This window comes from Pseudolysinimonas kribbensis, from assembly GCF_030161895.1.
GTDB classification, from domain to species: domain Bacteria; phylum Actinomycetota; class Actinomycetes; order Actinomycetales; family Microbacteriaceae; genus Pseudolysinimonas; species Pseudolysinimonas kribbensis.
In genome coordinates, this window is record NZ_BSVB01000001.1 from 1,715,221 (window position 1) to 1,739,874 (window position 24,654).

At 68.8% G+C, this 24,654-nt stretch carries 23 protein-coding genes, 2 tRNA genes and 7 pseudogenes; 14 read left to right on the top strand and 18 right to left on the bottom strand.

Annotation, left to right across the window (positions count from 1 at the left end):
• Positions 1-66 precede the first annotated feature (66 nt).
• On the top strand, positions 67-756 hold the full coding sequence (locus tag QQK35_RS09575) for a PASTA domain-containing protein (RefSeq protein ID WP_284255666.1): 690 nt from the start codon (positions 67-69) through the stop codon (positions 754-756).
• An 8-nt stretch (positions 757-764) separates the two neighbouring features.
• Here the strand turns inward: QQK35_RS09575 and QQK35_RS09580 are convergent, their stop codons facing one another.
• Together QQK35_RS09580 and QQK35_RS09585 are read right to left on the bottom strand one after the other, a co-directional pair.
• The gene (locus QQK35_RS09580; protein WP_284255783.1) at positions 765-932 is read right to left on the bottom strand and encodes a hypothetical protein; all 168 of its coding nucleotides are present in this window, start codon (positions 930-932) and stop codon (positions 765-767) included.
• Positions 929-1,687, bottom strand: a complete 759-nt coding sequence (locus tag QQK35_RS09585) for a class E sortase (protein ID WP_284253968.1) — start codon at positions 1,685-1,687, stop codon at positions 929-931. The genes QQK35_RS09580 and QQK35_RS09585 overlap by 4 nt, the downstream gene beginning before the upstream one ends.
• A gap of 141 nt (positions 1,688-1,828) precedes the next feature.
• Here QQK35_RS09585 and QQK35_RS09590 point away from each other — a divergent pair, with 141 nt between their 5' ends.
• Positions 1,829-2,071: a cell division protein CrgA gene (locus QQK35_RS09590; RefSeq protein WP_284253969.1), complete on the top strand. Its 243-nt coding sequence runs from the start codon at positions 1,829-1,831 to the stop codon at positions 2,069-2,071.
• A 53-nt stretch (positions 2,072-2,124) separates the two neighbouring features.
• On the opposite strand, the gene QQK35_RS09595 is transcribed toward QQK35_RS09590, so the two are convergent.
• The 3 genes and pseudogenes from QQK35_RS09595 to QQK35_RS09605 all read right to left on the bottom strand — a co-directional run bounded on the left by QQK35_RS09595 (position 2,125) and on the right by QQK35_RS09605 (position 4,511).
• A complete protein-coding gene (locus QQK35_RS09595; RefSeq protein ID WP_284253970.1) occupies positions 2,125-3,042 on the bottom strand; it encodes a rhomboid family intramembrane serine protease in 918 nt (305 codons plus the stop codon).
• Positions 3,039-3,962 carry a rhomboid family intramembrane serine protease gene (locus QQK35_RS09600; RefSeq protein WP_284253971.1) on the bottom strand — a complete coding sequence of 308 codons (924 nt, stop codon included), beginning with the start codon at positions 3,960-3,962 and terminating at the stop codon, positions 3,039-3,041. Before QQK35_RS09600 ends, QQK35_RS09595 begins: the two co-directional genes overlap by 4 nt.
• Before the next feature lie 10 nt (positions 3,963-3,972).
• Positions 3,973-4,511 (bottom strand): annotated as a pseudogene (locus QQK35_RS09605) (peptidylprolyl isomerase).
• Between the two features lie 134 nt (positions 4,512-4,645).
• Here QQK35_RS09605 and QQK35_RS09610 point away from each other — a divergent pair.
• From QQK35_RS09610 to QQK35_RS09620, 3 genes are read left to right on the top strand one after another with little or no spacing between them, the layout of a single operon-like run.
• Positions 4,646-5,014, top strand: coding sequence for a hypothetical protein (locus QQK35_RS09610; protein ID WP_284253972.1), 369 nt, complete (start codon positions 4,646-4,648; stop codon positions 5,012-5,014).
• The gene (locus QQK35_RS09615; RefSeq protein ID WP_284253973.1) at positions 5,011-5,175 is read left to right on the top strand and encodes a hypothetical protein; all 165 of its coding nucleotides are present in this window, start codon (positions 5,011-5,013) and stop codon (positions 5,173-5,175) included. The genes QQK35_RS09610 and QQK35_RS09615 overlap by 4 nt, the downstream gene beginning before the upstream one ends.
• Positions 5,176-5,207: 32 nt before the next feature.
• The gene (locus QQK35_RS09620; protein ID WP_284253974.1) at positions 5,208-5,702 is read left to right on the top strand and encodes an EXPERA domain-containing protein; all 495 of its coding nucleotides are present in this window, start codon (positions 5,208-5,210) and stop codon (positions 5,700-5,702) included.
• 6 nt (positions 5,703-5,708) lie between these two features.
• On the opposite strand, the gene QQK35_RS09625 is transcribed toward QQK35_RS09620, so the two are convergent.
• Entirely contained in the window at positions 5,709-5,987 is a 279-nt protein-coding gene (locus QQK35_RS09625; protein ID WP_284253975.1) for a 2TM domain-containing protein, read from the bottom strand.
• A 122-nt stretch (positions 5,988-6,109) separates the two neighbouring features.
• On the opposite strand from QQK35_RS09625, the gene QQK35_RS09630 reads away from it, so the two are divergent.
• Entirely contained in the window at positions 6,110-7,177 is a 1,068-nt protein-coding gene (locus tag QQK35_RS09630; RefSeq protein ID WP_284253976.1) for a tellurite resistance/C4-dicarboxylate transporter family protein, read from the top strand.
• A gap of 9 nt (positions 7,178-7,186) precedes the next feature.
• Here the strand turns inward: QQK35_RS09630 and QQK35_RS09635 are convergent.
• The 12 genes and pseudogenes from QQK35_RS09635 to QQK35_RS20780 form a co-directional block, all read right to left on the bottom strand.
• A tRNA-Ala gene (locus tag QQK35_RS09635) sits at positions 7,187-7,258 on the bottom strand.
• A 28-nt stretch (positions 7,259-7,286) separates the two neighbouring features.
• Positions 7,287-8,225, bottom strand: coding sequence for an NAD(P)-dependent oxidoreductase (locus QQK35_RS09640; RefSeq protein WP_284253977.1), 939 nt, complete (start codon positions 8,223-8,225; stop codon positions 7,287-7,289).
• 166 nt (positions 8,226-8,391) lie between these two features.
• A tRNA-Ile gene (locus QQK35_RS09645) sits at positions 8,392-8,465 on the bottom strand.
• Positions 8,466-8,502: 37 nt separating this feature from the next.
• Complete coding sequence (locus QQK35_RS09650) at positions 8,503-8,910, bottom strand: DUF3566 domain-containing protein (RefSeq protein ID WP_284253978.1); 408 nt, start codon at positions 8,908-8,910, stop codon at positions 8,503-8,505.
• Positions 8,907-11,494, bottom strand: a pseudogene (gene gyrA, locus QQK35_RS09655) (DNA gyrase subunit A). The gene QQK35_RS09650 and the pseudogene gyrA overlap by 4 nt, the downstream one beginning before the upstream one ends.
• 38 nt (positions 11,495-11,532) lie before the next feature.
• A pseudogene (gyrB, locus tag QQK35_RS09660) lies at positions 11,533-13,511 on the bottom strand (DNA topoisomerase (ATP-hydrolyzing) subunit B).
• A gap of 144 nt (positions 13,512-13,655) precedes the next feature.
• Positions 13,656-14,168 (bottom strand): DciA family protein, encoded by a 513-nt coding sequence (locus tag QQK35_RS09665; RefSeq protein ID WP_284253979.1) that lies wholly within the window; start codon positions 14,166-14,168, stop codon positions 13,656-13,658.
• Positions 14,165-15,307 carry a DNA replication/repair protein RecF gene (recF, locus tag QQK35_RS09670; RefSeq protein WP_284253980.1) on the bottom strand — a complete coding sequence of 381 codons (1,143 nt, stop codon included), beginning with the start codon at positions 15,305-15,307 and terminating at the stop codon, positions 14,165-14,167. The genes QQK35_RS09665 and recF overlap by 4 nt, the downstream gene beginning before the upstream one ends.
• 13 nt (positions 15,308-15,320) lie before the next feature.
• Positions 15,321-16,223 carry a phosphogluconate dehydrogenase (NAD(+)-dependent, decarboxylating) gene (gene gnd, locus QQK35_RS09675; RefSeq protein WP_284253981.1) on the bottom strand — a complete coding sequence of 301 codons (903 nt, stop codon included), beginning with the start codon at positions 16,221-16,223 and terminating at the stop codon, positions 15,321-15,323.
• 50 nt (positions 16,224-16,273) lie between these two features.
• Positions 16,274-17,418 (bottom strand): annotated as a pseudogene (gene dnaN, locus QQK35_RS09680) (DNA polymerase III subunit beta).
• 399 nt (positions 17,419-17,817) lie between these two features.
• A pseudogene (dnaA, locus tag QQK35_RS09685) lies at positions 17,818-18,876 on the bottom strand (chromosomal replication initiator protein DnaA); the annotation flags it as partial.
• 83 nt (positions 18,877-18,959) lie between these two features.
• Positions 18,960-19,235, bottom strand: a pseudogene (locus tag QQK35_RS20780) (chromosomal replication initiator protein DnaA); the annotation flags it as partial.
• A gap of 297 nt (positions 19,236-19,532) precedes the next feature.
• Here QQK35_RS20780 and rpmH point away from each other — a divergent pair.
• The 8 genes and pseudogenes from rpmH (at position 19,533) to QQK35_RS09725 (ending at position 24,605) form a co-directional block, all read left to right on the top strand.
• Positions 19,533-19,670 carry a 50S ribosomal protein L34 gene (gene rpmH / locus QQK35_RS09690; RefSeq protein WP_096382907.1) on the top strand — a complete coding sequence of 46 codons (138 nt, stop codon included), beginning with the start codon at positions 19,533-19,535 and terminating at the stop codon, positions 19,668-19,670.
• A gap of 27 nt (positions 19,671-19,697) precedes the next feature.
• Complete coding sequence (gene rnpA / locus QQK35_RS09695; RefSeq protein WP_425564934.1) at positions 19,698-20,000, top strand: ribonuclease P protein component; 303 nt, start codon at positions 19,698-19,700, stop codon at positions 19,998-20,000.
• Positions 19,997-20,305, top strand: coding sequence for a membrane protein insertion efficiency factor YidD (gene yidD, locus QQK35_RS09700; RefSeq protein ID WP_284253984.1), 309 nt, complete (start codon positions 19,997-19,999; stop codon positions 20,303-20,305). The genes rnpA and yidD overlap by 4 nt, the downstream gene beginning before the upstream one ends.
• Before the next feature lie 3 nt (positions 20,306-20,308).
• Positions 20,309-21,337 (top strand): membrane protein insertase YidC, encoded by a 1,029-nt coding sequence (gene yidC / locus QQK35_RS09705; RefSeq protein WP_284253985.1) that lies wholly within the window; start codon positions 20,309-20,311, stop codon positions 21,335-21,337.
• A gap of 59 nt (positions 21,338-21,396) precedes the next feature.
• A pseudogene (locus QQK35_RS09710) lies at positions 21,397-21,935 on the top strand (Jag family protein).
• A gap of 6 nt (positions 21,936-21,941) precedes the next feature.
• A complete protein-coding gene (rsmG, locus tag QQK35_RS09715) occupies positions 21,942-22,610 on the top strand; it encodes a 16S rRNA (guanine(527)-N(7))-methyltransferase RsmG (protein WP_284253986.1) in 669 nt (222 codons plus the stop codon).
• 148 nt (positions 22,611-22,758) lie between these two features.
• Entirely contained in the window at positions 22,759-23,640 is an 882-nt protein-coding gene (locus tag QQK35_RS09720; RefSeq protein ID WP_284253987.1) for a ParA family protein, read from the top strand.
• A complete protein-coding gene (locus QQK35_RS09725; protein WP_284253988.1) occupies positions 23,640-24,605 on the top strand; it encodes a ParB/RepB/Spo0J family partition protein in 966 nt (321 codons plus the stop codon). The genes QQK35_RS09720 and QQK35_RS09725 overlap by 1 nt, the downstream gene beginning before the upstream one ends.
• Positions 24,606-24,654 lie beyond the last annotated feature (49 nt).

Genomic DNA, 24,654 nt, shown 5'->3' on the forward strand with positions numbered 1-24,654 from the left:
AACGACTCCGCCCCGCGCACCCAGAGCCGGCCACCGGTCGCCTGGATCTGGGGCGGCATCGCGGTGATGGCGGTCATCGTCGTCGCGGCCCTCGTCTGGGTCTTCAGCCTCACCCCGCAAAACCTCGTGGGCGCCGGTGCGCAGACCGAGGTCCCGAATGTGATCGGGCTCGAGAAGGGCGCGGCCGAGAAGAAGCTCGAGAAGGCCAACCTCAAGGTGAACGAGGTCACCCAGTCCAGCGACAAGATCCAGCCGGACCACGTGATCTCGCTCACCCCGAAGGCCGGCACGAAGGTGGTGCCCGGTCAGCAGGTCGAGGTCGTCGTCTCGACGGGTCCCGCGACCGTCACGCTCCCGGGGCTGGTCTACAAGACGCAGGATGACGCGCAGACCGCGATCAAGGCCGCCGGCCTGGTCGTCGGCGAGATCCGGTCGCAGGATTCGCCGTCCGTGGCGAAGGGAGCGGTCGTCGGCGCGCAGGTCGACGGCCTCGAGGGCATCCAGACGACGAGTGTGCAGGTGCCCGAGGGCAAGAAGGTCAACCTCATCGTCTCCACCGGCAACGTCAACGCCCCGGATCAGCGAGGGCAGTCGTTCACGGCGGCGCGGGATCTGCTGAGCGGCCCCGACTACCAGCTGCAGGTCAAGCTGGTCGCCGACGGCTCGTGCTCCGGCGGCAACGTGACGGCGCAGTCGGCGATCGGCGAGGTGCCGCAGAAGTCGGCCGTGACGATCACCTACTGCTCGGGCGGCTGACCCGCCCGCTAGTGCGAGGTGCGGACCGTGACGTCCTGCGGGGCGACGAAGGTCTGCACCCACGGGAACACCCAGAACACCAGGGCCGCGATGATCGCCGCCACGGCGACGAGCACGATCAGCAGCCGCACCCACCAGGGCCCGGGGAGCACTCGCCACAGGGCCGCGTACATCACTTCTTCCCTTCGTACACGTCGGCGATCTCGGCGGGCGCCCCGTGATCCGGCTTCGCGTCGTCGCGCGGGATGAACTTGTCGAAGTCGCCGTAGGCGATGATGCGCTCGGCCGTCGAATAGAACGGGTTGCAGCTCGTGAGCGTGATCATCCGGTCGACGGCCTGCACACCGGGCACCTCGGGCACCGGGTCGATGACGCCGACCTCGGTGGGCTGCACGTACTGCAGGTTGCGGAACGAGTACTGGTACCAGCCGTCGATCGTCTCGACGTAGATGTGATCGCCGACGTGCAGCTGGTGGATGAGGTGCAGGTTGCCGCCGTACGCGGAGCGGTGCGCCGCGATCGCGAAGTTGCCCACGTCGCCCGGCATCTGCGTGGTCGGGTAGTGGCCGAGGTTGTTCTTGTTGAGCACGGCGGAGGCACCGACGCCCTGCGCGATCGGCCGCACGTACAACGGCTGACCGGCCTGGTTCCAGCGCGGCACGATCAGGTTCGCGAACCGCTGCGCGTTCGCGGGGGCCTTGGCGACCGGAATGGTCGTGGAGCTGGCCGGCTTGGTGTTCGCCTTGGTGGCATCCCACTTCTGCGACTGCTGGAGCGCCTGATCGTGCAGCTGGCCCCCGACGATGATGTCCTGCAGCCAGAGCTGCCAGCCGAGGAACATGAGCACGAGCACACCGGCCGTGATGAGCACTTCGCCCAGCACGCCGACGACGGAGATGCGGCGCCGCGGCCGGCCGTTCGCGCTGCGCACGCCGGTGGATCGACGTCCTCTCCTCGGGCGCGCGGCGGCCCGCTGGGCCGGGGCGCCGTCCCCTCGGGCTCGGTCATGTGCTGCATCATACGGCGCAGGCGGCAGCCGCCGGCTGGGAGAACGGTCGACTACACTGCGGGCATGGCCCGACCCACGACCCGCAGCAAGAGCGAGCCTTCGGACGAGACCCGGGGTGAGAGCGCACCCAACCCGGTGTGGTTCCGCCCGGTGATGTTCGGCTTCATGTTGGTCGGGCTGGCGTGGATCATCGTCTTCTACCTCAGCAACCAGCAGTGGCCGATTCCGCAGCTGGCCAACTGGAACATCCTGGTGGGCTTCGGGATCATGTTCATCGGCTTCCTGATGACGACCCGCTGGCGCTGAATCACACCGCTGTCATTCGTCCACACTGTGGACGAGCCTGTGGATAGGTCGCTCTAGAAGTACTGCGCTCGTTCGGTGACCACGCACGCGACGGTGATCAGCACGAGCAGGATCGCGATGCCCGCGACGATCGCGACCTGCACCGAGCGCGGCCGATTGCGCCTCGTGCGCAGGAACACGTAGCCGATCGCGAGCCCGGTCAGCAGGCCGCCGAGGTGGGCCTCCCATGCGATGCCCGGCACGAAGAAGCTGATCGCCAGGTTCGCGACGACGACGATGAGCAGTTGCATCGACTGCACGCCCATCGCCGTGCGCAGCGCGATGATCGCGCCCAGCAGGCCGAAGATCGCGCCCGAGGCGCCGAGCGCGGAGGACGGCGAGAGCAGAGTGCCGAGCCACTGCGCCGACGCGTGACCCGAGACGACCCACAGCTGGTAGACGAGGACGACACCGACGCTCCCGCCGAGAGCCGTCACGAGGTACAGCGCGAGGTAGCGCAACCGGCCGAGGAACCGCTCGAGCGCCGGCCCGAAGATGAACAGGGCGTAGAGGTTGAAGAGGATGTGCAGGAAGGACTGCGGGGAGTGCAGGAAGGCGGAGGTGATCATCCGCCACGGCTCGCTCGCCACGAGCCGCGGGTCGAGCACGCCGGCGTTGGTCACGAGCCCGCCGCTGACCAGCTGACCGATGTAGACGACGAGGCAGAGGGCCATCATCACGTAGGTGACGACCGGCACGCCCTGCGGCAGCAGCCGGCGCGCGTAGCCGCCGGGGCCTCCCGCGCGCGTCGCCGCGACGGATGCCCGGCCCTCACGCATGCACTCGGGGCAGAGCACGCCGACCGGCGCCGGCGTCTGACAGTCCGGGCAGATCGTGCGGCCGCAGCGCTGGCAGTGGATGAAGCTCTGCCGGTCGCGATGCCGGTAGCAGGTCGCCGACTGGGTCTCCTCGAGCGGCGCGGGGGTGCTCACAGCAGCCCTCGCACGATCGCGATGACGACGAGCACGGCGAGCCCGCCCGCGATGAGGCCGTAGGGCACGCGCCGGCTGCGGTGCTCCTCGAAGCGGCGCTCGATGAAGGCGGCACCGGTACCCCCGAGGATGCCGCCGACGATCGCCGGCAGCAGGGCGGGGCTGAGGATGAGCGTGATGAGCACGTAGACGCCGATCATCACGAGCAGCTGGGTGCGCAGCCCCGGTGAGGACCACACCTGGATCAGCGTCGCGCCGAACAGGCCGTAGATGATGCCGTACAGGCCGTATCCCGGGTAGCCCACGATGACCGCGGCGGCCGCCCCTGCGATCCCGGCGGCGAGCAGCACGACGACGAAACGGCGTCGCCCGAGCTGTCGTTCGGCGAGCGGGGCCGTGAGCAGGAACACGAGCACGCTCAGCACGAAGCTGAGCACCCCCGCGAGACTCGCCCCCGGCGCGCTCGCGATCGACGCCGTGACGAAGCGCCACACCTGCCAGCCGAGGCCGGGGAGGGCGACGAGCCACAGGCTCAGCACCGGGGTGAAGAGCCCGACCAGCCACACCGCCGTCGCGATCGCCGCCGTCGCCCAGCTGATGACCGGGCTCTCGTCGCCGGGGCGCAGCATCCCGAGCGCGACGCGCTGCCAGGCCGGACGGTCGTCCAGAACGGCGCCGGAGCGGACGCGGACCCGCTTGCGCTTGACCGGCTTGGGTGCGGGCCGCGGACCGGAGGCCGGGGTCCACTGCACCGAGCCGCCGAGCTCTTCGATGCACGTCGGGCACCGCACGCCCTGCGGCGTGAGGATCTGGCATTCGGGGCAGATCGTGCGGCCGCACCGCTCGCACAGCGTCCAGCTGGTGCGGTCGGGATGGCGGTAGCAGACCGAGGCATCCACCTCGGGGCCGACCCCGCTCATGGGGTGGCCGCTAGACCGGCGTGACGTCGACGCTCTGGATGACGACGTCGTCCAGCGGCTTGTCGCGCCCGTCGGTCGACACGCCCTCGATCTCGTCGACGACCTTCTTCGACGCGTCGTCGGCGACCTCGCCGAAGATCGTGTGCTTGCCCTGCAGCCACTGGGTGGGCGCGGTGGTGATGAAGAACTGCGACCCGTTGGTGCCGCGCCCCATCTGAATGCCGGCGTTCGCCATGGCGAGCACGTAGGGCTCGTTGAAGTTCAGCTCGGGGTGGATCTCGTCATCGAACTGGTACCCCGGACCGCCGATGCCCTTGCCGAGCGGGTCGCCGCCCTGGAGCATGAAGTCGCGGATGATCCGATGGAAGATCACGCCGTCGTAGAGGGCTTGCTCGTCGGCTGACCCGTCTCGGGGTCGGTCCACTCCTTGGCCCCGGTGGCGAGGCCGACGAAGTTGCCGACCGTCTTCGGTGCGTGGTTGCCGTAGAGGTTGAGCTTGATGTCGCCGTGGTTGGTGTGCAGAGTCGCGACCGCGGTGGGGGCTGGCATGGTGATGATTGTGTCATGCGGGCTCCGACGATGCTCGGAGCGGATGTCCAGGCGCGGTGGAGCGTGGCCGTCGGCCCCCATGCCAGGATGGGTGCACCGGCCGCCGCGGCGGCATCCCACGGACGGAGGTCACCATGGCTCTCTCCCGCAAGCGTCAGAAGGAGCTGAAGCGTCTCCGGCGCTCGGCCGAAGACCTGTGGCAGGAGCAGCGCGAGGCGATCGACCACGCCAGCACCGTGCTGCGGGAGGCCCGTCGGCAGGCGGGCAACTACGCCCGCGAAGAGGTCGGGCCGCGCGTGCGTTCCGCCTACGACGACCGCATCCGTCCCGCGGTCGCCTCCGCGCGTCACGGCATCAGCCATGACATGCTGCCGGCCGTCTCCGGCGCCGTGGGCTCGGCCCTGGCCGTGCTCGAGGCGACCCGCGATCCCCGCGTGCGCGACGTCGTGCGCAAGGCAGCCTCGGTCACGGACCGCATCGGAAAGGTGACCCCCTCCCCGTGAAGAAGAAGACTCCGGTCGGCCGCTACATCGCGCTCGGCATCGGCGCGGTCGCGGTCGCGGGTGTGCTCTACGCCGCCTGGCAGACCCTGCGTGCGGACGACGACCTCTGGATCGAGGATCTGGGCGAGGTCGGCGCTGCCGACATCGGCGAGGATGACTAGCTTCTCCCGCCGCATTCGCTAGGCTCCGGCGGGTGAAGAACCTGCCGCTGCGCGCACGACCGATCGACATCTTCTTTCTGGTCATCTTCAGCGTGTTCATCGTCACGTGCATCATCAGCGACTCGGTCGAGGGCCTCGGGCTCGATCAGGTGGCGGACTCGCCGAACATCCTGGTGCAGTGGAACTTCTGGTACGCGTCGAACTTCGACCCGCTCTACCAGTCGCACCCCCTCTGGCTGCGGTTCATCAGCGGCACGTCCGCCTTCGTCTATGTGATCTTCTACGTGCTGCTGATCATCTCGATCGTCAAGCGCTGGAACTGGATCCAGCTGCCGTCGGTCATCTACGCGACGATGATCATCGCGATGACCGGCATCCCGATCTTCGGCGTCGAGTTCTTCGGCGGCCCCGGCGAGCACACGCCGAACCCGGCGGTGTTCCTCGCGTTCAACCTGCCCTACATCGTGGTGCCGCTGCTGCTGCTCATCCGGATGCGCAAGCCGCTCCCGTTCACGCGCCGGTTCTGAGAGCGGTCAGGCGCGCGGGTCGCCGCCCAGCTTGCGCACCTCGTCGTCGATCCGGTCCTGCGAGATCGGACGCGAGGTGGGCCCGAATACCGACAGCGCCGAGAACACGGTCGCGATGGCGAAACCGAACAGCGGCCACATCGGCCAGAAGTAGTCGTGGGAGCCGGTGAACGCCCACACCGCGATCAGCAGGATCGAGACCACGATGAAGACGGCGATCATGTACCAGAAGTCGCGTCGGGCCTTGATGCGCTTCCGGGCGACCTCGCGGATGTCCTCGCTCACGCGGCCAGTGTAGGGGGCACGGACATTCGGCGCGCGAGGCTCGCGCTGGTCGATCGCGCGTCGAGTGCTTCAATGAGACGGAGTCGGAGGGAGCCCCGGTGGTTGGTCGAGGCCTCGAGCCGATGCCGGAGCGTCGTCCGTCCGCGTGGCTGGCGACGCTCGCTCCCGGGTCCTTCGCCCTCGTCATGGCGACCGGCATCGTCTCCATCGGGTGCCGGCTGCTCGGGCATCCGGTCCTCGCCCTCGTGCTGCTCGTGGCCACCGCCGTCGGGTTCGTCCTACTGCTCGCCGCGTATGCCGCCCGCGCCGCGCTCTTCCCGGGTCGGACGCTCGCGTCGATCACGGCCCCCTCGAGCGCCGTCGGGTACTTCACCGTCGTCGCCGCCGGGAACGTGCTCGGCACGGCGCTCGCGGTCCACGGGCTGTGGCTCGTCGCCCTCGTGCTCGGCGTCGTGGCGTTCCTGATCTGGGTGGTGCTGACCTACGGGCTGCTGTGCTCCATCGTCCTGGCGGGAAACCGCCCCCGGCTGCGCGAGATCACCGGCACCTGGTTGATCTGGGTCGTCGGCACGCAATCGGTCGCCGTGCTCGCGGCCGCCATCGCCCCCGAGCTGCCGTGGCCGCTCGGAACCGAATTGCTCGAGGCCGGCGCGGTCATGTTCTGGAGCGTCGGCGTCGTGCTCTACCTCGTGCTCGTGGTCATCATCTTCCTGCGGCTGTTCCTCATCGAGACGACGCCCCGGGAGATGGGCCCCACCTACTGGATCCTCATGGGCGCGACGGCGATCAGCGTGCGCGCCGCCGCCGGCATCCTGACCCTTCCGGCGCATGACCGGCTCGGCCTGGTCGCCGAGATGCACGGCTTCGTCGCGGGCCTCGCCGTCGTGCTCTGGGCGTTCGGCACCTGGTTCATCCCGGCGCTCGTGCTGTTCGGCGTCTGGCGGCACGTCATCCGTCGCCACTCCTGGGGATACGAGCCCGGCCTGTGGAGCGTCGTGTTCCCGCTCGGGATGTACGCGGTCGCCTCCGTCACGCTCGGTCGCGCGATCCATGTCCGGTTCCTGCAGGATCTCGCCGCCGTGTGGGTGTGGGTCGGCGTCGCGGCCTGGCTGCTGGTCGCCGCGCTTCTGGTCGTCGTGCTCGTGCGCCGACCGCGGCGGCGAACGGAGCAGGGCGCGATCACGACCTGAGCCGGGGAGTGGAGCCTAGGGGAATCGAACCCTGACCTCCTGCTTGCAAAGCAGGCGCTCTACCAATTGAGCTAAGGCCCCGCGGCATCCACCGTACCCGGTGCGCGCGTCAGTATCCCGCGACCGGATCGACGACGCCGACCAGCGGCGTCCCGTCGCGAAGGGCGCGCACATTCTCGCGCACGCGACGCGCGTACAGCGGCGACATCATGTCCTCGGTGTCGGCGTGATGCGAGGTGATGACGCAACGCGGCTCGCTCCAGAGCGGGTGCCCGTCGGGCAGCGGCTCGGGGTCGGTGACGTCGAGCCCGGCGGCCGCGAGCCGGCCCGCCGCCAGCGCGTCGGCGAGCGCGTCGGTGTCGATGAGCGGGCCGCGGGCGATGTTGACGATCACGGCCTCCGGCGGCAGCAGCGCCAACCGGCGCGCGTCGAGCAGCCGGACGGTCTCGGCGGTGCTCGCCGCGGCGACCACCACGACGTCGGCCTCGGGCAGCACCTCGTCGAGGCGGTCCGCCGTGACGGTGCGGTCGGCGCCTGCGACCGGAACCGGGCTGCGGCGGACGATGGTGGTGCTCACGCGGAAGGGGGCGAGCATCCGGAGCAGCTCCGTCGCGATCCCGCCGCCGCCGATGATCACGCCGCGACGGTCGAACAGCGAGCGACCGGTGCGCGGGGTGAGCCAGGTGCGTGTGCGGGCGTGATGCGGCAGGTCGCGCAGGCAGGACAGGATCAGCAGGAGGGCGTGCTCGGCGACCGGCTCCGCGTATGCGCCCTTCGCGCAGGTCCAGTCGCGATCGCCGTCGCCGAACAGGTGCGCGTAGGCCTCGATGCCCGCCGACGGCAGCTGCACCCAGCGCACCTGCGCCCAGGCCGACAGCGCGTCGGTGAGCGCATCGTGAGCGGCGCGACCGTGTCCGCAGACGATACCCTCCGTCTCGGCCGACAGCGGCACGACCCGGCCGCCGGCCTCCCGGATCGCGCCCTCGAGCACCGCATCGCCCTCCGGCACCACACTGATCGCCGGCTCCGGGATCGGGTCGCGACTCATTCCCACCTCCGGCAGCTCTCCAGCGAAGCGGCGCGACCGCGCTCGTGCCGCGGAGCGGCAGCACGCCGCAGGAGCGGCGGCGCACCGACCCAGCGTAGCCGGGCGCCCGCGCGCGGCCGGCGGAGCGGCGTGCGCCGCAGAAGCGGCGGCGCACCGACAAGCACAGTGGGGCTACCAGGACTTGAACCTGGGACCTCTTCGTTATCAGCGAAGCGCTCTAACCGCCTGAGCTATAGCCCCATGCCCCGAAGGGCCTTGCCTACTGTAGTCGATCGCGTCAGTTGTTCTGGAATCCCACCAGGACACCGCCGGTGAAGCGCACGCTGAGGTTGTACAGCAGTGCCGCGATCGCCCCGAGCACCGTGCCGACGATGGTGTCGAGGATCGCGACGACGAACGTGAACAGCGCCACCTTGCTGAGGCCGAACGAGTCGGTGATCGAGAACGACTTGTCGTTCAGGATGTCCTGCAGCGCCCCGTCGAGCCGGTCGAAGACGTGCGTCGAGTACAGCACGACCCAGATCAGCAGGCTCGCGACGATGAGCACGATCCCCAGGCAGAGCCAGATGAGGAACGACAGCTTCACGACCGACCAGAAGTCGACGTAGACCAGGCGCAGGCGCACCTGCCGGTTGGAGACGCTGCGGGAGTCCTTGCGCTGGAGTTTCTCGGCGACGCTGCTCATGCTCCGGGCTGATCCTCTCCATCAGACGACTCCACCGGCGCGGAATCGCCCTCTACCGTACCGGTCTCCTCCTGAGCGCCGGGCACGGCCTCGTCGTCGGTCTCAGCCGCCTCGAGGTTGCGCTCGCTGTTGCGGGCGATCGCGATGATCCGATCCTCGTCGTCGAAGCGCGCGAAGACGACCCCCATGGTGTCGCGGCCCTTCGCCGGCACCTCGGCGACCGCCGAGCGCACGACCTTGCCGCTGGCAAGGACGACGAGGGTCTCGTCGCTCTCGTCGACGATGAGTGCGCCGGCGAGATCGCCGCGGTCCTCGCTGAGCTTCGCGACCTTGATGCCGAGCCCGCCGCGACCCTGCACCCGGTACTGGTCGACCGAGGTGCGCTTGGCGTAGCCGCCCTCGGTCACGACGAACACGAAGCCCTCGTCGCTCACGACGGAGGCCGACAGCAGGGCATCGCCCGCGCGGAAGTCCATGCCCTTGACGCCCGACGTCGAGCGTCCCATCGGCCGCAGCGCCGTGTCGGTCGCCGAGAATCGCAGGGACTGACCCTTCCGGGAGACCAGCAGGATCTCCTCGCCCTGCGACACGAGCATCGCCGACACGAGCTCGTCGCCCTCGCGCAGATTGATGGCGATGATGCCGCCCGTGCGATTCGTGTCGTACTCGGTCAGGCGCGTCTTCTTGACGAGCCCGCCGCGGGTGGCGAGCACGAGGTAGTCGGCGGCGGAGTAGTCGCGGATCGCGAGCACCTGGGCGATCTCCTCCTCCGGCTGGAGGGCGAGCAGGTTGGCGACGTGCTGTCCCTTCGCGTCACGGCCGGCCTCCTGGATCTCGTAGGTCTTCGCGCGGTAGACCCGGCCGGCGGTCGTGAAGAACAGCAGCCAGTGATGGGTCGTCGTCACGAAGAAGTGCTCGACGACGTCGTCGGCGCGCAGCTGCGCCCCTTCACCCCGCGACCCCCGCGATGCTGCGAGCGGTAGTTGTCGCTGCGGGTGCGCTTGATGTAGCCCCCGCGGGTGATGGTGACGACCATCTCCTCCTCGGGGATCAGGTCTTCGACGCTCATGTCGCCGTCGAACCCGAGCAGGATCGTGGTGCGCCGCTCGTCGCCGTACTTGGCGACGATCTCGCCGAGCTCCGCGGTGATGATCTCGCGCTGCATGACCTCGCTCGCGAGGATCGCCTGGTAGCCGGCGATCTCCTTCTCGAGCTCGGCCAGGCGATCCTGGATCTTCTGGCGCTCGAGCGCGGCCAGGCGGCGCAGCTGGAGGGCGAGGATCGCGTCGGCCTGCGCCTCGTCGACGTCCAGCAGCTTGATGAGCCCCTGCCGCGCCTCGTCGACGTCCGGTGAGCGGCGGATCAGCGCGATGACCTCGTCGAGGGCGTCGAGCGCCTTGACGTAGCCGCGCTGGATGTGGGCGTCGGCCTCCGCCTTGTCGAGGCGGAACTGCGTGCGCCGCACGATCACGGAGATCTGGTGCTCGATCCAGAACGAGATGAACTGGTCGATCGCGAGAGTGCGCGGCACGCCGTCGACGATCGCGAGCATGTTCGCGCCGAAGTTCTCCTGCAGCTGCGTGTGCTTGTACAGGTTGTTGAGGACGACCTTCGCGACGGCGTCCTTCTTGAGCGTGATGACCAGGCGCTGACCGGTGCGACCCGAGGTCTCGTCGTTGATGTCGGCGATGCCGCCGATCTTGCCGTCCTTGACGAGCTCCGCGATCTTGACCGCGAGGTTGTCGGGGTTCACCTGGTAGGGCAGCTCGGTGATGATGAGCCGGGTGCGCCCCTGGTGCTCGTCCACGTCGACGACCGCACGCATCGTGATGGAGCCGCGTCCGGTGCGGTAGGCGTCGTGGATGCCCTTCACCCCGAGGATCTGCGCTCCGGTCGGGAAGTCGGGGCCCTTCACCCGCGCGATGATCGCCTCGAGCAGCTCCTCCTTGGTGGCATCCGGATGCTCGAGCGCCCACAGCGCCGCCTCCGACACCTCGCGCAGATTGTGCGGCGGGATGTTGGTGGCCATGCCGACCGCGATGCCGACCGATCCGTTGACCAGCAGGTTCGGGAACCGGCTCGGGAGCACGATGGGCTCCTGGGTGCGGCCGTCGTAGTTGTCCTGCATGTCGACGGTGTTCTCGTCGATGTCGCGGACCATCTCCATGGCGAGCGGCGCCATCTTGGTCTCGGTGTACCGGTGCGCGGCGGCGCCGTCGTTGCCCGGGGAGCCGAAGTTGCCCTGTCCGAGCGCGAGGGGATACCGCAGCGACCACGGCTGCACGAGCCGGACCAGGGCGTCGTACACCGACGAGTCGCCGTGCGGGTGGAACTGCCCCATGACGTCGCCGATGACGCGGGTGCACTTCGAGAAGGCGCGGTCGGGTCGGTAGCCGCCGTCGTACATCGTGTAGATGACGCGGCGATGCACGGGCTTGAGGCCGTCGCGCACGTCGGGCAGGGCGCGCCCGACGATGACGCTCATCGCGTAGTCGAGGTAGCTGCGCTGCATCTCGAGCTGGAGATCGACCGGCTCGATGCGGCCTCCCGGCGCCGGGATGTCGGTTCCGGTGGTGTCGGTCATGCGTGTCCCCTCGTCCGGTGTCCTCAGATGTCTGTTTGTCAGATATCCAGGAAGCGGACGTCCTTGGCGTTCTGCTGGATGAACTGTCGGCGCAGCTCGACGTCGTCACCCATGAGCGTGGAGAAGATCCCGTCCGCGATGGCGGCATCCTCGAGGGTGACCTGACCGAGCGTGCGGGTGTCGGGGTTCATCGTGGTCTCCCACAGCTCCTGGTGGTTCATCTCGCCGAGGCCCTTGTATCGCTGCACGCCGTTGTCCTTCTGCAGCCGCTTGCCCGCCGCGAGCCCCGCGGTCAGCAGCGCGTCGCGCTCGCGATCCGAGTACACGTACTCGTCGTCGGAGTTCGTCCACTTCAATCGGTACAGCGGCGGCTGGGCGAGGTAGACGTAGCCCATCTCGATGAGCGGCCGCATGTAGCGGAACAGCAGCGTGAGCAGCAGCGTCGTGATGTGCTGGCCGTCGACGTCGGCATCCGCCATCAGCACGATCTTGTGGTAGCGCGCCTTCTCGCCGTCGAAGTCCTCGCCGATGCCCGTTCCGAAGGCGGTGATCATGGCCTGGATCTCGGCGTTGGCGAGGGCCCGGTCGAGCCGTGCCTTCTCGACGTTCAGGATCTTGCCCCGCAGCGGCAGGATCGCCTGCGTCTCCGGATCGCGCCCCGTCTTGGCCGAGCCGCCGGCCGAGTCGCCCTCGACGAGGAAGATCTCACTGCGCGACGGGTCCTTGCTCGAGCAGTCGGAGAGCTTGCCGGGCATGCCGCCGCCCTCGAGCAGACCCTTGCGCCGGGTCTGCTCGCGCGCCTTGCGCGCGGCAATGCGGGCGGTGGCCGCCTGGATCGCCTTGCGGATCACGTCGCGTGCCTGCGTGGGGTTGCGCTCGAACCAGTCGCCGAGCTCCTGCCCGACCACCCGCTGCACGAACGACTTCGCCTCCGTGTTGCCGAGCTTGGTCTTGGTCTGACCCTCGAACTGCGGCTCGGCGAGCTTGATCGAGATGACCGCGGTCAGCCCTTCGCGCACATCGTCGCCGGAGAGGTTCTCGTCCTTCTCCTTGAGCAGGTTCTTCTCGCGGGCGTAGCGGTTGACGAGGGTCGTGAGCGCCGCGCGGAATCCCTCCTCGTGCGTGCCGCCCTCGTGGGTGTTGATGACGTTGGCGTAGGTGTGCACCGACTCGGAGTACGCGTTCGTCCATTGCATGGCCACCTCGAGCGACATCGTGCGCTCGGTGTCCTCGGCGTTGAAGTCGATGACCTCGGGATGGATGACCTCGGTCTTCTTGGCCGAGTTGAGGAACTCCACGTAGTCGACCAGGCCGCGCTCGTAGAAGAAGACGTCGGAGCGCTGCTCGCCGTCCACCCCTCCTCGGCCGGGCGCTCGTCGGTCAGCGCGATCCGCAGGCCCTTGTTGAGGAACGCCATCTGCTGGAACCGGGTGCGCAGAGTCTCATAGTCGAAGTCGACGGTCTCGAAGATGTCGGCGCTCGGCCAGAACGTGGTCGTCGTGCCGGTCTCGGTCGACGTCGTGCCGCGGGCGACCGGGGCATCCGGAACACCGTCGGTGTAGGACTGCGTCCACACGTAGCCCTGACGGCGCACCTCGACCGTGAGTCGCTTGGACAGCGCGTTGACGACGGAGCTGCCGACGCCGTGCAGTCCGCCGGACACCGCGTAGCCGCCGCCGCCGAACTTTCCGCCCGCATGCAGGATCGTCATGACGACCTGCAGCGACGAGGTCTTCTCGGTGGGGTGCTCGTCGACCGGGATGCCGCGACCGTCGTCGACGACGCGAACGCCGCCGTCCGGGAGGATCGTCACCTCGATGTGGGTCGCGTAGCCGGCGAGCGCCTCATCGACCGAGTTGTCGACGATCTCCTGCACGAGGTGGTGCAGGCCGCGCGGGCCGGTGGATCCGATGTACATCCCGGGGCGCTTGCGCACGGCCTCGAGCCCTTCGAGCACCTGGATGTCGGATGCGCCATACGAGTCGTCGGACGTGGTGCTCGGAGAAGTGGAGGACATCGAGGCGGTGGCTCCTGCCGGGGAATCGGACCGCGCGCGAAGTGGCCGCGACGGTCTTCCGATTCTACCTCAGTGGGGGTCCCGAAATCGGGTTGCGCGCCGATCTGAGGGCCTTTCGGGCGTTCGTCTACCTGATTTGCCCTGTCAGCCGTAGGTGTCGCGTGGACCGCGCCCTGGGACCTTTCTCAGACCGTGATTCCACGAGGGGGCGTCCGGTCCGATGAACCGAACATCGGAGATGCCGGCCGCGCGGTGTCGCTCCTCGATCTTGGCGACGACCTGCATGCGCATGCTGCGCAGCTGGGTGGCCCAGCTGTTCGACTCGCAGCGCACGGTGAGCAATCCCTGCTCGATCGCGATCGGTGTGGTGTGGGCCGCGTTGTCCGCGCCGATGATGTCGCCCCACGACGCCAGCAGCACGGCCTCCGCGAGCGGGGACTCCCAGCCACGCGAGGAGGTGAGATCGTCCACGACGTCGAGGATGCCTCGGGGTTCGCGTCCGGGACCGTACGGCACGGTGCCCTCCTCGCGTGCCGCGCGGCGACGGCGCCGGGCGTCCGCGCCGCGCATGCCGGGCTCACCGAACACATCGCGGAAATGACGGAACACCGCCACGTGCTCGGGAACCGGCTCGCCCTCCTCGGCCCGGCGGATCACTCCAGCACCGCCCCGGCCTCGATCCGCACCATTCGGCCGGCGAACTCGGGCGGCACGTCGGAGACGACAGCGGCGGTCACGAGGACCTGCTCGTACTCGCCGACCGCGGCGGCGAGCTGCCCGCGCCGGGTCTCGTCGAGCTCGGCGAACACGTCGTCGAGGATGATGATCGGATCCCCGAGCGGCGAGTCGAGCCGCAGGACGGCGGCCGACGCGAGCCGCAGCGCGAGCGCGAACGACCACGACTCACCATGACTGGCGTACCCGCGGGCCGGAAGGCCGTTGAGCATGAGCACGAGATCGTCGCGATGCGGGCCGGCCAGCGTGAGCCCGCGCTCGAGCTCCGCCCGGCGCAACCGGACCAGTGCCGCGCGGAACGCCTCCGCGATCGCGGGCCGCTCCAGTCGCGCGCTCGCCGGGTCGCTCACCTCCTCGTCCACCGCATCCGACAGGATGCTGAGCGCGTTGCCGAGTTCGGCGCGGTGCTCGTCACCGGCGATCCGCGTGTACGCGGCCGCCACCTCGGGCGCGAGTCGCTGAGTGAGATCGGCGCGCGCGTCGATGATCTCGGCACCCAGCTCCACCAGACGCTCGTCCCACAGCTCGAGGGTGGAGAGCTCCGGGTTCCGCACCCCGCGCGCGGACTTGAGAAGCGAGTTGCGCTGTTTGAGCACGCGCTCGTAGTCGGCGATCACCCCCGCGAAGCGGGGCGCGGTCTGCACGAGCAGCTCGTCGAGGAACCGGCGGCGGGCGGATGGCTCACCGCGCACGAGCACGAGATCCTCGGGCGCGAACAGGACGGTCGTGATGTACCGCGGCAGCTCGCGCGGCTTGGTCGCGACCCGGTTCACCTGGGCGCGATTCGCACCCGAACGGTTGATCTGCAGCTCGATCAGCACATCGCGGCCGCCGTGCTCGAGCCGCGCACGGACGATCGCGGCATCGCTCCCGGTGCGGATGAGGGCCTGATCGGTCGAGACCCGATGCGATCCGAGCGTGCTGAGGTACCCGAGGGCCTCGACGAGATTCGTCTTGCCCTGCCCGTTGCGCCCGACGAAGACGTTCGGACCGCCGGCCAGTTCGAGGTCGGCCGCGGCGTAGTTGCGGAAGTCGGTCAGACCGAGGTGCGCGACGATCACGTCCCGCGGTCCGTCACGAGCCGGCGCCGTCCACGGCGGCCTTCACCGCATGCCCGCCGAACTGGTTGCGCAGGGCGGCGACCGCCTTCATCGCGGGGGAGTCCGTCTGCCGCGAGACGAAGCGGGCGTAGATCGACGCGCTGATCGTCGGCAGCGGGACCGCGTGATCCAGCGCCTCCTGGATGGTCCAGCGGCCCTCACCCGAGTCGTCGACGTATCCACGGATGTCCTGGAACTCGGGGTCGGCCTTGAGCGCCTTGACCAGCAGCTCGAGCAGCCAGCTGCGCACCACGGTGCCCCGCTGCCATGCCTCGAAGACCCCCGCGACGTCGTGGATCAGGTCCTTGTTGGCATCCATGAGCTCGTAGCCCTCGGCGAGCGCCTGCATCTGGGCATATTCGATGCCGTTGTGCACCATCTTCGCGTAGTGCCCGGCGCCGACCGGGCCCACATGGACGAATCCCTCCTCGCGCGGGCCCTCCGGACGCAGGGCGTCGAAGACGGGCATGGCCCGTTCGATGTCGGCCTTGTCGCCGCCGGCCATCAGCCCGTAGCCGTTGGCCAGACCCCAGACCCCGCCGGAGACACCGCAGTCCGCGAAGTGGATGCCCTTCTCCCCGAGCTTGTGGGCGTGCGGCTTGTCGACGGTGTACTTCGAGTTGCCCCCGTCGATCACCAGATCGCCGTCCTCCAGCACCGCCGCGATGTCGTTGATGACGCTCGTGGTGACGGCGCCCGAGGGCACCATGACCCACACGACGCGCGGGGTGGGCAGAGCAGCGGCGAGGGCGGCGAGGTCGGGAACATCCGTGACCGCCGGGTTCGGGTCGTAACCGGTGACCTCGATGCCGTGATCGCGCAGCCGCTGGCGCATGTTGTTGCCCATCCGGCCGAGTCCGACGAGTCCGATGTGCATGACTTCTCCCTGAAGTTCGGCGGTGGATGAAGCGGCCGGCGGGACGTCGGTCAGCGCAGCAGCAGGTTCGGCTGGAGCAGGTACCTGTAGTTGTCCGCGCCCGGCTGGTCCTTCGACGACTGACTCGTGATGAGCACGGGCCCCGGCTTGTTGGGATTCTCGGTCTTGGTGAACGAGATCCGCACGAACTCCGAGTGAACTGCCTGCAACGCGTCGAGGAGGAACGACGGCTTGAGCGAGACCACGGTGTCCTCGCCGTGCAGGTGGGCCTCGATCGTCTCCTGCGCCTGGGCCTGCTCCGACCCCGCCGCCTCGAGAGCCAGTCCGTCGATCGAGAAGCTGAACCGCAACGCGGCCTCGCGCTCCAGGACGAGTGACACACGACGCACCGACTCGATGAGCTCGGAGGTGGTGAGCACCGCGTAGTTGTCGACCTGCTCCGGGAACAGGCGCTTCACCGGGGGAAGTTGCCCTTGATGAGCAGGGAGGTGACGGTGCGCTTGTCGGCGCTGAATGCGATGAGCTCGCGGTCGTCGCCGCGCACGATCGACACCGCGACCGTGCCGCTGTGGGCGAACGTCTTGCCGACCTCGGAGAGGGTGCGGGCCGGGATGAGCGCCGCCGTGCCGGCGCTGGAGGTGGTTCCGCCATCCCAGTCGATGTCGCGAACGGCGACGCGATAGCGGTCGGTCGCGACCAGGGAGAGCGAGGTCTCGCCGACCTCGAGCTGCACACCCGTGATGACGGGGGTCACGTCGTCGCGGGAGGCGGCGACGGTGACCTGGGCCACGGCGTCGGCGAACTCCTCCGCCGGCACCACGCCCGTGCGCTCGTCGACCTGGGGCAGCGTCGGATACTCCTCGACGGGCATGCTCAGCAGCGTGAACTTGGCGGAGCCGCACCGCACGGCGATCCGGCCCTCATCGGTCGAGAACTGCACGGGGGCGTTCGGAAGCCGGCTCGCGATGTCGGCCAGCAGTCGACCGGAGACGAGTGCGGTGCCCGGCTCCTCGACATCCGCTGAGACCTCGGTGCGGGAGGAGACCTCGTAGTCGAAGGACGACAGCACCAGCGCGCCGTCGGATGCCTCGAGCAGGATGCCGCTGAGGATCGGCTGGGTGGTGCGCTGCGGAAGCAGACGAACGGCGAACGACACGGCCTCGCTGAAGACGTCCCTGTTGACCTGGAACTTCACGAAGGCGACTCCTTGTCGTCACGACGGGCGGGCGTCGATACTCCCACTCCGATCCTGGCACAGCAAGAGCGGCGGCCCGGTGGGCATGGGGAAGGTTGTGGCCCGGAGAGAGGGAAGAAGAGGTCTTAATCCTCTTAACGCCTGTGGGCACTGTGGACAACGGTCCGATCGTCAGGCCGCAGCAGGGAACTACACGCGTGTGAGATGTGGGCTGGGCGTGGACGAGGGGGCGGTCGGCGCGATGGCGGGCGATCCCGACCGGCCGGATTCCACAGCGCGACGGCGCGCCATCAACAAGTCGTCCGCATGGCGGCTCGGCGTTTTCCACAGGTTATGCACAATCTGTGCAATCAGCGCGATCCGGTCGCGGATGTCCAGGCCCCCGATCGGGGGCAGCCCTCAGAGCTTGTTGTAGCGCTGGTTCTGCTTGATCCGGCTCGTCAGCTCGGTGACCTGGTTGTAGATCGAGCGCCGTTCCTTCATGAGCTCGCTGATCTTCTTGTTCGCGTACATGACGGTCGTGTGGTCGCGGTTGCCGAAGAGCTGCCCGATCTTGGGCAGCGAGAGGTTCGTCATCTCGCGGCACAGGTACATCGCGATCTGGCGCGCGGTGGCGACCGCTTGCGACCGGCTGGAGCCGTAGAGGTCGTCGACGGTGAGCTTGAAGTAGTCGGCAGTGTGGTTGATGATGTCGACCGGCGAGATCACGTTGTCCTCGTCGAGCGTGATGATGTCCTTCAGCACGGTCTGGACGAGCTGGAGATCGACGGGCGTCCGGTTCAGGCTCGCGAAGGCGGTCACCCGGATCAGGGTCCCCTCCAGCTCGCGGATGTTCGACGAGACCTTCGTCGCCATGAACTCGAGGATGTCGTCGGGCACCTGGAGCTTCTCGCTCTGCGCCTTCTTGCGCAGGATCGCGATGCGCGTCTCGAGGTCGGGCGCCTGCACGTCGGTGATGAGGCCCCACTCGAAGCGCGACCGCATCCGGTCCTCGAAGCCGGTGAGGTGCTTCGGAGCGACGTCGCTGGTGATCACGACCTGCTTGTTGTGATCGTGCAGTGTGTTGAAGGTGTGGAAGAACGCCTCCTGCGTCTCCACCGCGCGCTGCAGGAACTGGATGTCGTCGATCAGCAGGATGTCGATCTCGCGGTAGCGGGCCTGGAAGGCTGAGGCGCGGTTGTTGGCAATCGAGTTGATGAAGTCGTTGGTGAACTCCTCGGAGCTCACGTAGCGCACCCGGATGCCGGGGTAGAGCCGCTCGGCGTAGTGGCCGATGGCGTGCAAAAGGTGGGTCTTGCCGAGCCCGGAGTCGCCGTAGATGAAGAGCGGGTTGTAGGCCTTGGCCGGCGCCTCGGCCACGGCGACGGCGGCGGCATGCGCGAACCGGTTGGATCCGCCGATGACGAAGTTGTCGAAGTTGTATTTCGGGTTCAGGCGCGAGTCCCCGCGCCGACCGGCGTCGAGCGGCGGAGGAGTCGGCGTCGCGTCGACCGACGCCGACTCGAACGGTCCGGGGTCGGGGGCGGGTTGCAGCACAGAGGGCTGGATCTCGGGATTGACGACGATCGCGAAGTTGGAGACCTCCTGGTCGTCGTCGAGGAGGTGAGCGCGTTCAGGAGGGGAACGCGGATGCGCTGCTCGAGCATGCCGCGCGTGAGCTCGTTCGGCACCTCGAGATAGAGCGTTCCGGCGAGCACGCCCTTGGGCTCCACGAGGTTGATGAAGCCGTGCAGCTGCGGCGTGATCCGCTCGTCCGAGTCCAGCTGGGTGAGAACGGTGCTCCACAGCCGTTGGGTCGGATCGGCGGTGTCGGTCATCGCGCTCGTCTCGCTTCGGGGCGTCATGTTCTCCACAGGGTTATCCCCTGCGCGCGCCGTTGTGGAGGAACGCCGCGTGACCGCTTTCCCCCTGGGCGGCTGACGACAACCTTAGTTCCGGCACGGGCGTGGCGAGCAAGCAGAATTCCCCAGGCTGTGGAGAATAGAGGTTTGTGCCTGCCCGCGTTTGACCGACCGGGCCGGACGCCCTACTTTTAATCAGTTGACCACGACGGCTGGTCGCCGTCCACGTTCTTTCCCGGTCGCTTCGATGGCCGGATCTCCGGAGATATCAGCATGAGCAAGCGAACCTTCCAGCCCAACAACCGGCGCCGTGCCAAGGTGCACGGTTTCCGTCTGCGCATGCGCACCCGCGCCGGCCGCGCGATCCTCGCCGCCCGTCGTCGCAAGGGGCGCAGCGAGCTCTCCGCCTGATTCGCGGTGCTCGCCAAGGCCAATCGCGTGACCACGGCGGACGAGTTCCGCGCCGCCGTCCGTCGGGGCCGTCGGCACGCCACGCCTGAGGTCGTCTATTACCGACTCGCCCGCGACGGCCAACCATTGCGTTTCGGGTTCATCGTCTCCCGGGCCGTCGGTGGCGCCGTCGAGCGGAATCGGCTGCGTCGCCGTATGCGCGCGGTCGGGCGCGAGCTGGTGGATGCCGGGCGCGCCGGCGAGGACGTGGTGGTGCGGGCGCTGCCGGGCTCGGCGCAATTGAGCTGGAGCGAGCTGTCGGGCCGGATGCGGGCGGAGCTCGCGCGATGATCGTGCTCGAGTTCCTCTGGCTGCTGCCGCGCAACGCCTGCGTGCTCATCCTGCGCGGGTACCGGGCGGTCATCTCTCCGCTGTACGGGGACGTCTGTCGGTACTACCCCAGCTGCTCCGCATACACTCTGCAGGCGATCCAGCGGCACGGGGTGATCGCGGGCGTCGCCCTGGGCGCCTGGCGGATCGCTCGCTGCCACCCCTGGGCGAAGGGCGGCGTCGACGACGTTCCCCAGCGCCGGGTGCCGCGCTACCGCATCACGGACTTCGGCTTCGTCGTCGCGACGGGCCACGGAAAGGGCTGACACGTGGACCTCAACGGCATCATCAACGGGATCGGCACGGTCCTCACGCCCATCAAGTGGGTGATCGAGGCGATCCTCGTGGGGTTCCACTGGGTCTTCGAGAACGTGTTCGGGATGGACGGCGATGCCGGCCTGACCTGGGTGCTCTCCATCGTGGGTCTGACCGTGATCGTCCGGGCTGCGCTCATCCCGGTCTTCGTCCGTCAGATCAAGAGCCAGCGCAAGATGATGGAGATCGCGCCGCAGCTCAAGAAGATCCAGGACAAGTACAAGGGCAAGCGCGACCAGTTCTCCCGCGAGGCGATGCAGCGCGAGACCATGGAGATGTACAAGAAGGCGGGTACCAACCCGCTGAGCTCCTGCCTCCCGCTGCTGATCCAGATGCCGGTCTTCTTCAGCCTGCTGCCGACGCTCAACGAGGCGAAGCCTGATGCCCAGGGGCACTTCCACGCCGGCGTCGGCCTGTTCTCCAAGGACCTGGTCGAAAGCCTCTACCGCGCCAACCTGTTCGGCGTCGCGCCGCTGAAGGACAGCATCCAGACGGCGTGGGGCACCGAATGGGTCGTGGTCATCATCGCCGCGGTGATCGTCGTGCTCATGACGGGCTCGCAGTTCTTCACGCAGCTCCAGCTGGTGTCCAAGAACATGTCGCCGGAGACCAAGGCGAGCCCGATGTACCGCCAGCAGCGGATGCTGCTCTACGTCCTGCCGCTCATCTTCATCTTCTCCGGCTTCGCCTTCCCGATCGGCGCGATGTTCTACTGGCTGACCTCGAACGTGTGGACGCTCGTGCAGCAGTACCTCGTCATCCGGAACCTGCCGACCCCCGGCAGTGAGGCCGCCCTCGCTCGGGAGGCGCGACTCGCCCGGAAGGCGCACGCTCGTGCGCTTGCCCGCGGGGAGGACCCGGACGGACCGGGCGGCATCGCCCTCGAGGCCGCTGCGGACGGCCCGAGCGCCGCGCCGAAACGGGAGACCACTCAGCGGCAGCAGCCGACGAGCAAGAACCGCAAGAAGAAGGGCGGCCGCTGACGATGTCGGATGCGACCCAGCAGGAGCAGTCGGCGATGCAGCCGACTGACGACCAGGCGATGAACACCGCCGAGCAGGCCGAGCTCGCCGAGACGTGGGCGGAGGAGCCGGCCGGACCGAGCACGTCGGCGGAGCCCTCCGAGCAGGAGCTCATCGACGAGGGCGACATCGCCGCGGACTACATCGAGGAGCTGCTCGACATCGCCGACCTCGACGGCGACATCGACATCGACGCTCGCTCCGGTCGCGCCTACGTCTCGGTGACCGCCTCCGACAGCTCCGACTTGAGCGTGCTGTCGAAGCCGGACACCGTGGCGGCGGTCCAGGAACTCACCCGGCTCGCCGTGCAGAACCGCACGGGCCGGTTCTCGCGTCTGATCCTCGACATCGGCGGCTCCCGCGATACGCGCGCGGGTGAGCTCGCCGCCCTCGTGGACCGCGCGGTCGCGCGCCTCGAGGAGGGTGCGGCATCCGCCTCGCTCCCCCGATGTCGAGCTATGAGCGCAAGATCGTGCATGATCTGGTTGCGGAGCGGGGCCTCGTGTCGGAGTCGGAGGGCGAGGGTCGCGACCGGCATACGGTCATCACCCGCGCCTGACGCGGCATGTCGGCCCACCTGCCCGACCGGGGCGTTTCACGTGAAACATCGGCGCCGGAATCCGAGCCGGAGCCCGCTGTCGCGGCGCAGTTGTTCGGGGCCGGGATCGAGCGGGCGCGGAGCTATGCGGGACAGCTGACTCGTCGTGGCGAGGAGCTGGGACTCATCGGGCCGCAGGAGCTGTCCCGGCTCTGGAGCCGGCATCTTCTCAACTGCGTCCTGCTCGCCCCGCTCCTTCGTCCCGGGCGGGTGGGAGATGTGGGCAGCGGCGCCGGCCTGCCGGGCATCGTGCTCGCGATCGCCCGGCCGGACGTGCACATCGTGCTCATCGAACCGATGGAGCGGCGCACCGAATGGCTGCGCGACGAGGCCGAGCGGCTCGGGCTCGCCAATGTCGAGGTGCTGAGGGCGCGCGCCGAGGACATCAGCGACCTCGCGCTGGACCAGGTCACCGCGCGGGCGGTGGCGGCTCTGCGGACCCTCATCCCGCTGACCGCGCCCCTGGTCCGGGCGGAGGGCGAGCTGCTCCTCATGAAGGGCGCCCGTGTGGCGGAAGAGCTGACCGCGGCACGGAAGGCGATCGCGGCGGCTCGGCTGCGTGACGTCGAGGTGCTCGAGCTCGGCGCCGGGCTCGGGACCGAGACGACCCGCGTCTTCCGAGCGAGCGTGGGATGACTCCTTTCCCACAGGACCGGGCCTCCACCGGACGACGACGGCCGCGGCTGCCGGTCGAAGCACGCGGGTACAGTTGTCTGGTTCCGCGGGCGACCCGGACCGCGGTGTTTCACGTGAAACCTCGACGAATGACGACGGACGGAGCCCGGTGAGCGGCGAACGACTCGATGGGGGAACGCCCCTCGCCTCCGAGGTCGCAGACATCGCCCGCCGGCGCACGCTGCTCGCCGAGCAGGTGCTCCCGTTGCCGGAGGCGACGAGGATCATCACGGTCTCGAACCAGAAGGGCGGCGTCGGCAAGACGACCACCACGGTCAACCTCGCGGCGGCGCTCGCGCAATCCGGTGCGAAGGTGCTGGTGATCGACCTGGATCCGCAGGGGAACGCGTCCACGGCGCTCGGCGTCGAGCACCGGTCGGAGACCGCGAGCGTGTACGACGTCATCGTGAGCGACGTGCCCCTGGCGGATGTCGTGCAGTCGAGCCCCGAGTTCCCCGGCCTGACGTGCGTACCGGCGACCATCCATCTCGCGGGCGCCGAGATCGAACTCGTCTCACTCGTGGCCCGCGAACAGCGTCTGCGCAGCGCCCTCGACGCGTACCTGCTCGATCACGACGTGCACTACGTGCTCATCGACTGCCCGCCCTCGCTCGGGCTGCTGACCATCAACGCGTTCGTCGCGGCGCGCGAGGTGCTCATCCCCATCCAGTGCGAGTACTACGCGCTGGAAGGGCTCAGCCAGCTGCTGAACAGCATCCAGCTGATCCAGCACCACCTGAACCCGGCCCTCGATGTCTCGACGATCCTCCTCACGATGTACGACTCGCGCACGAACCTGGCGAACCAGGTGGTCGAGGAGGTGCGCCAGCACTTCCCCGAGCAGGTGCTCAACACGCTCATCCCGCGGTCGGTGCGGATCTCGGAGGCCCCGAGCTATGGCCAGAGTGTGATCAGTTACGACGCCAACTCGCCTGGATCGCTCTCGTATCGCGAGGCGGCGGCCGAGATCGCCCGACGAGGAGGCCGCTGATGGCTGCCGCGAAGCGCACCGGCCTCGGCCGCGGGATCGGTGCCCTGATCCCGACCGCCGAGGAGCAGGGTCGGCGACCCTCGACCGAGCGGCCGGTCGACGTGTTCTTCGCCGCGGACACCGCGGACGGTCTGGTCAACGTCCCCGGCGCGCGGCTCGTCAGCCTGGATCCCGCCGACATCGTTCCCAATGCGCAGCAGCCGCGCACGGAGTTCGACCAGGAGGCGCTCGACGAGCTCGTCGTCTCGGTCCGCGAGTTCGGCGTCCTGCAGCCGGTCGTGGTCCGGCCCCGTTCCGACGCGGGGGCCGGCGAGGCGCACTACGAGCTGATCATGGGCGAGCGCCGGTTGCGCGCGACCAAGATCGCCGGGCTGCCGAGCATCCCCGCCATCGTGCGCGACACGGCGGACGACGCCATGCTGCGCGACGCTCTGCTCGAGAACCTGCATCGCGCTCAGCTGAACGCGATCGAAGAGGCGTCGGCCTACCAGCAGCTGCTCGCGGACTTCGGCATCACTCAGGAGCAACTGGCCACGCGGATCGGGCGATCGCGTCCGCAGATCACGAACACCCTGCGGCTGCTGCGGCTGCCGGAGCCGATCCAGCGCCGCGTCGCCTCGGGCGTCCTGAGCGCCGGTCACGCGCGGGCGATCCTCGCCGCGGGGGAGCCGGATGCCATGCAGCGGCTCGCCGACAAGATCGTCAACGAGGACCTGTCGGTGCGCGCGGCGGAGGCGGCGGTGTCGCTCACGAAGCCGACGAGACCGGGCGCGGCGCCGAAGCCGACCAAGGGTCGTCGTCAGGGTCAGCTCGACGAGATCGCGGAACGCCTCGGCGATCGGCTCGACACCCGGGTGCGGATCGCGCTCGGGGCGAGCAAGGGCACGCTCACCATCGAGTTCGCGACGGTCGGCGACCTCAACCGTATTCTCGGGGAGCTCGGCGAAGACGGCTTCGGCGGATAACTGGGAATGCCGGTTACGTGCCTCGGTCTTTCTTACTGCGCGACCGCCA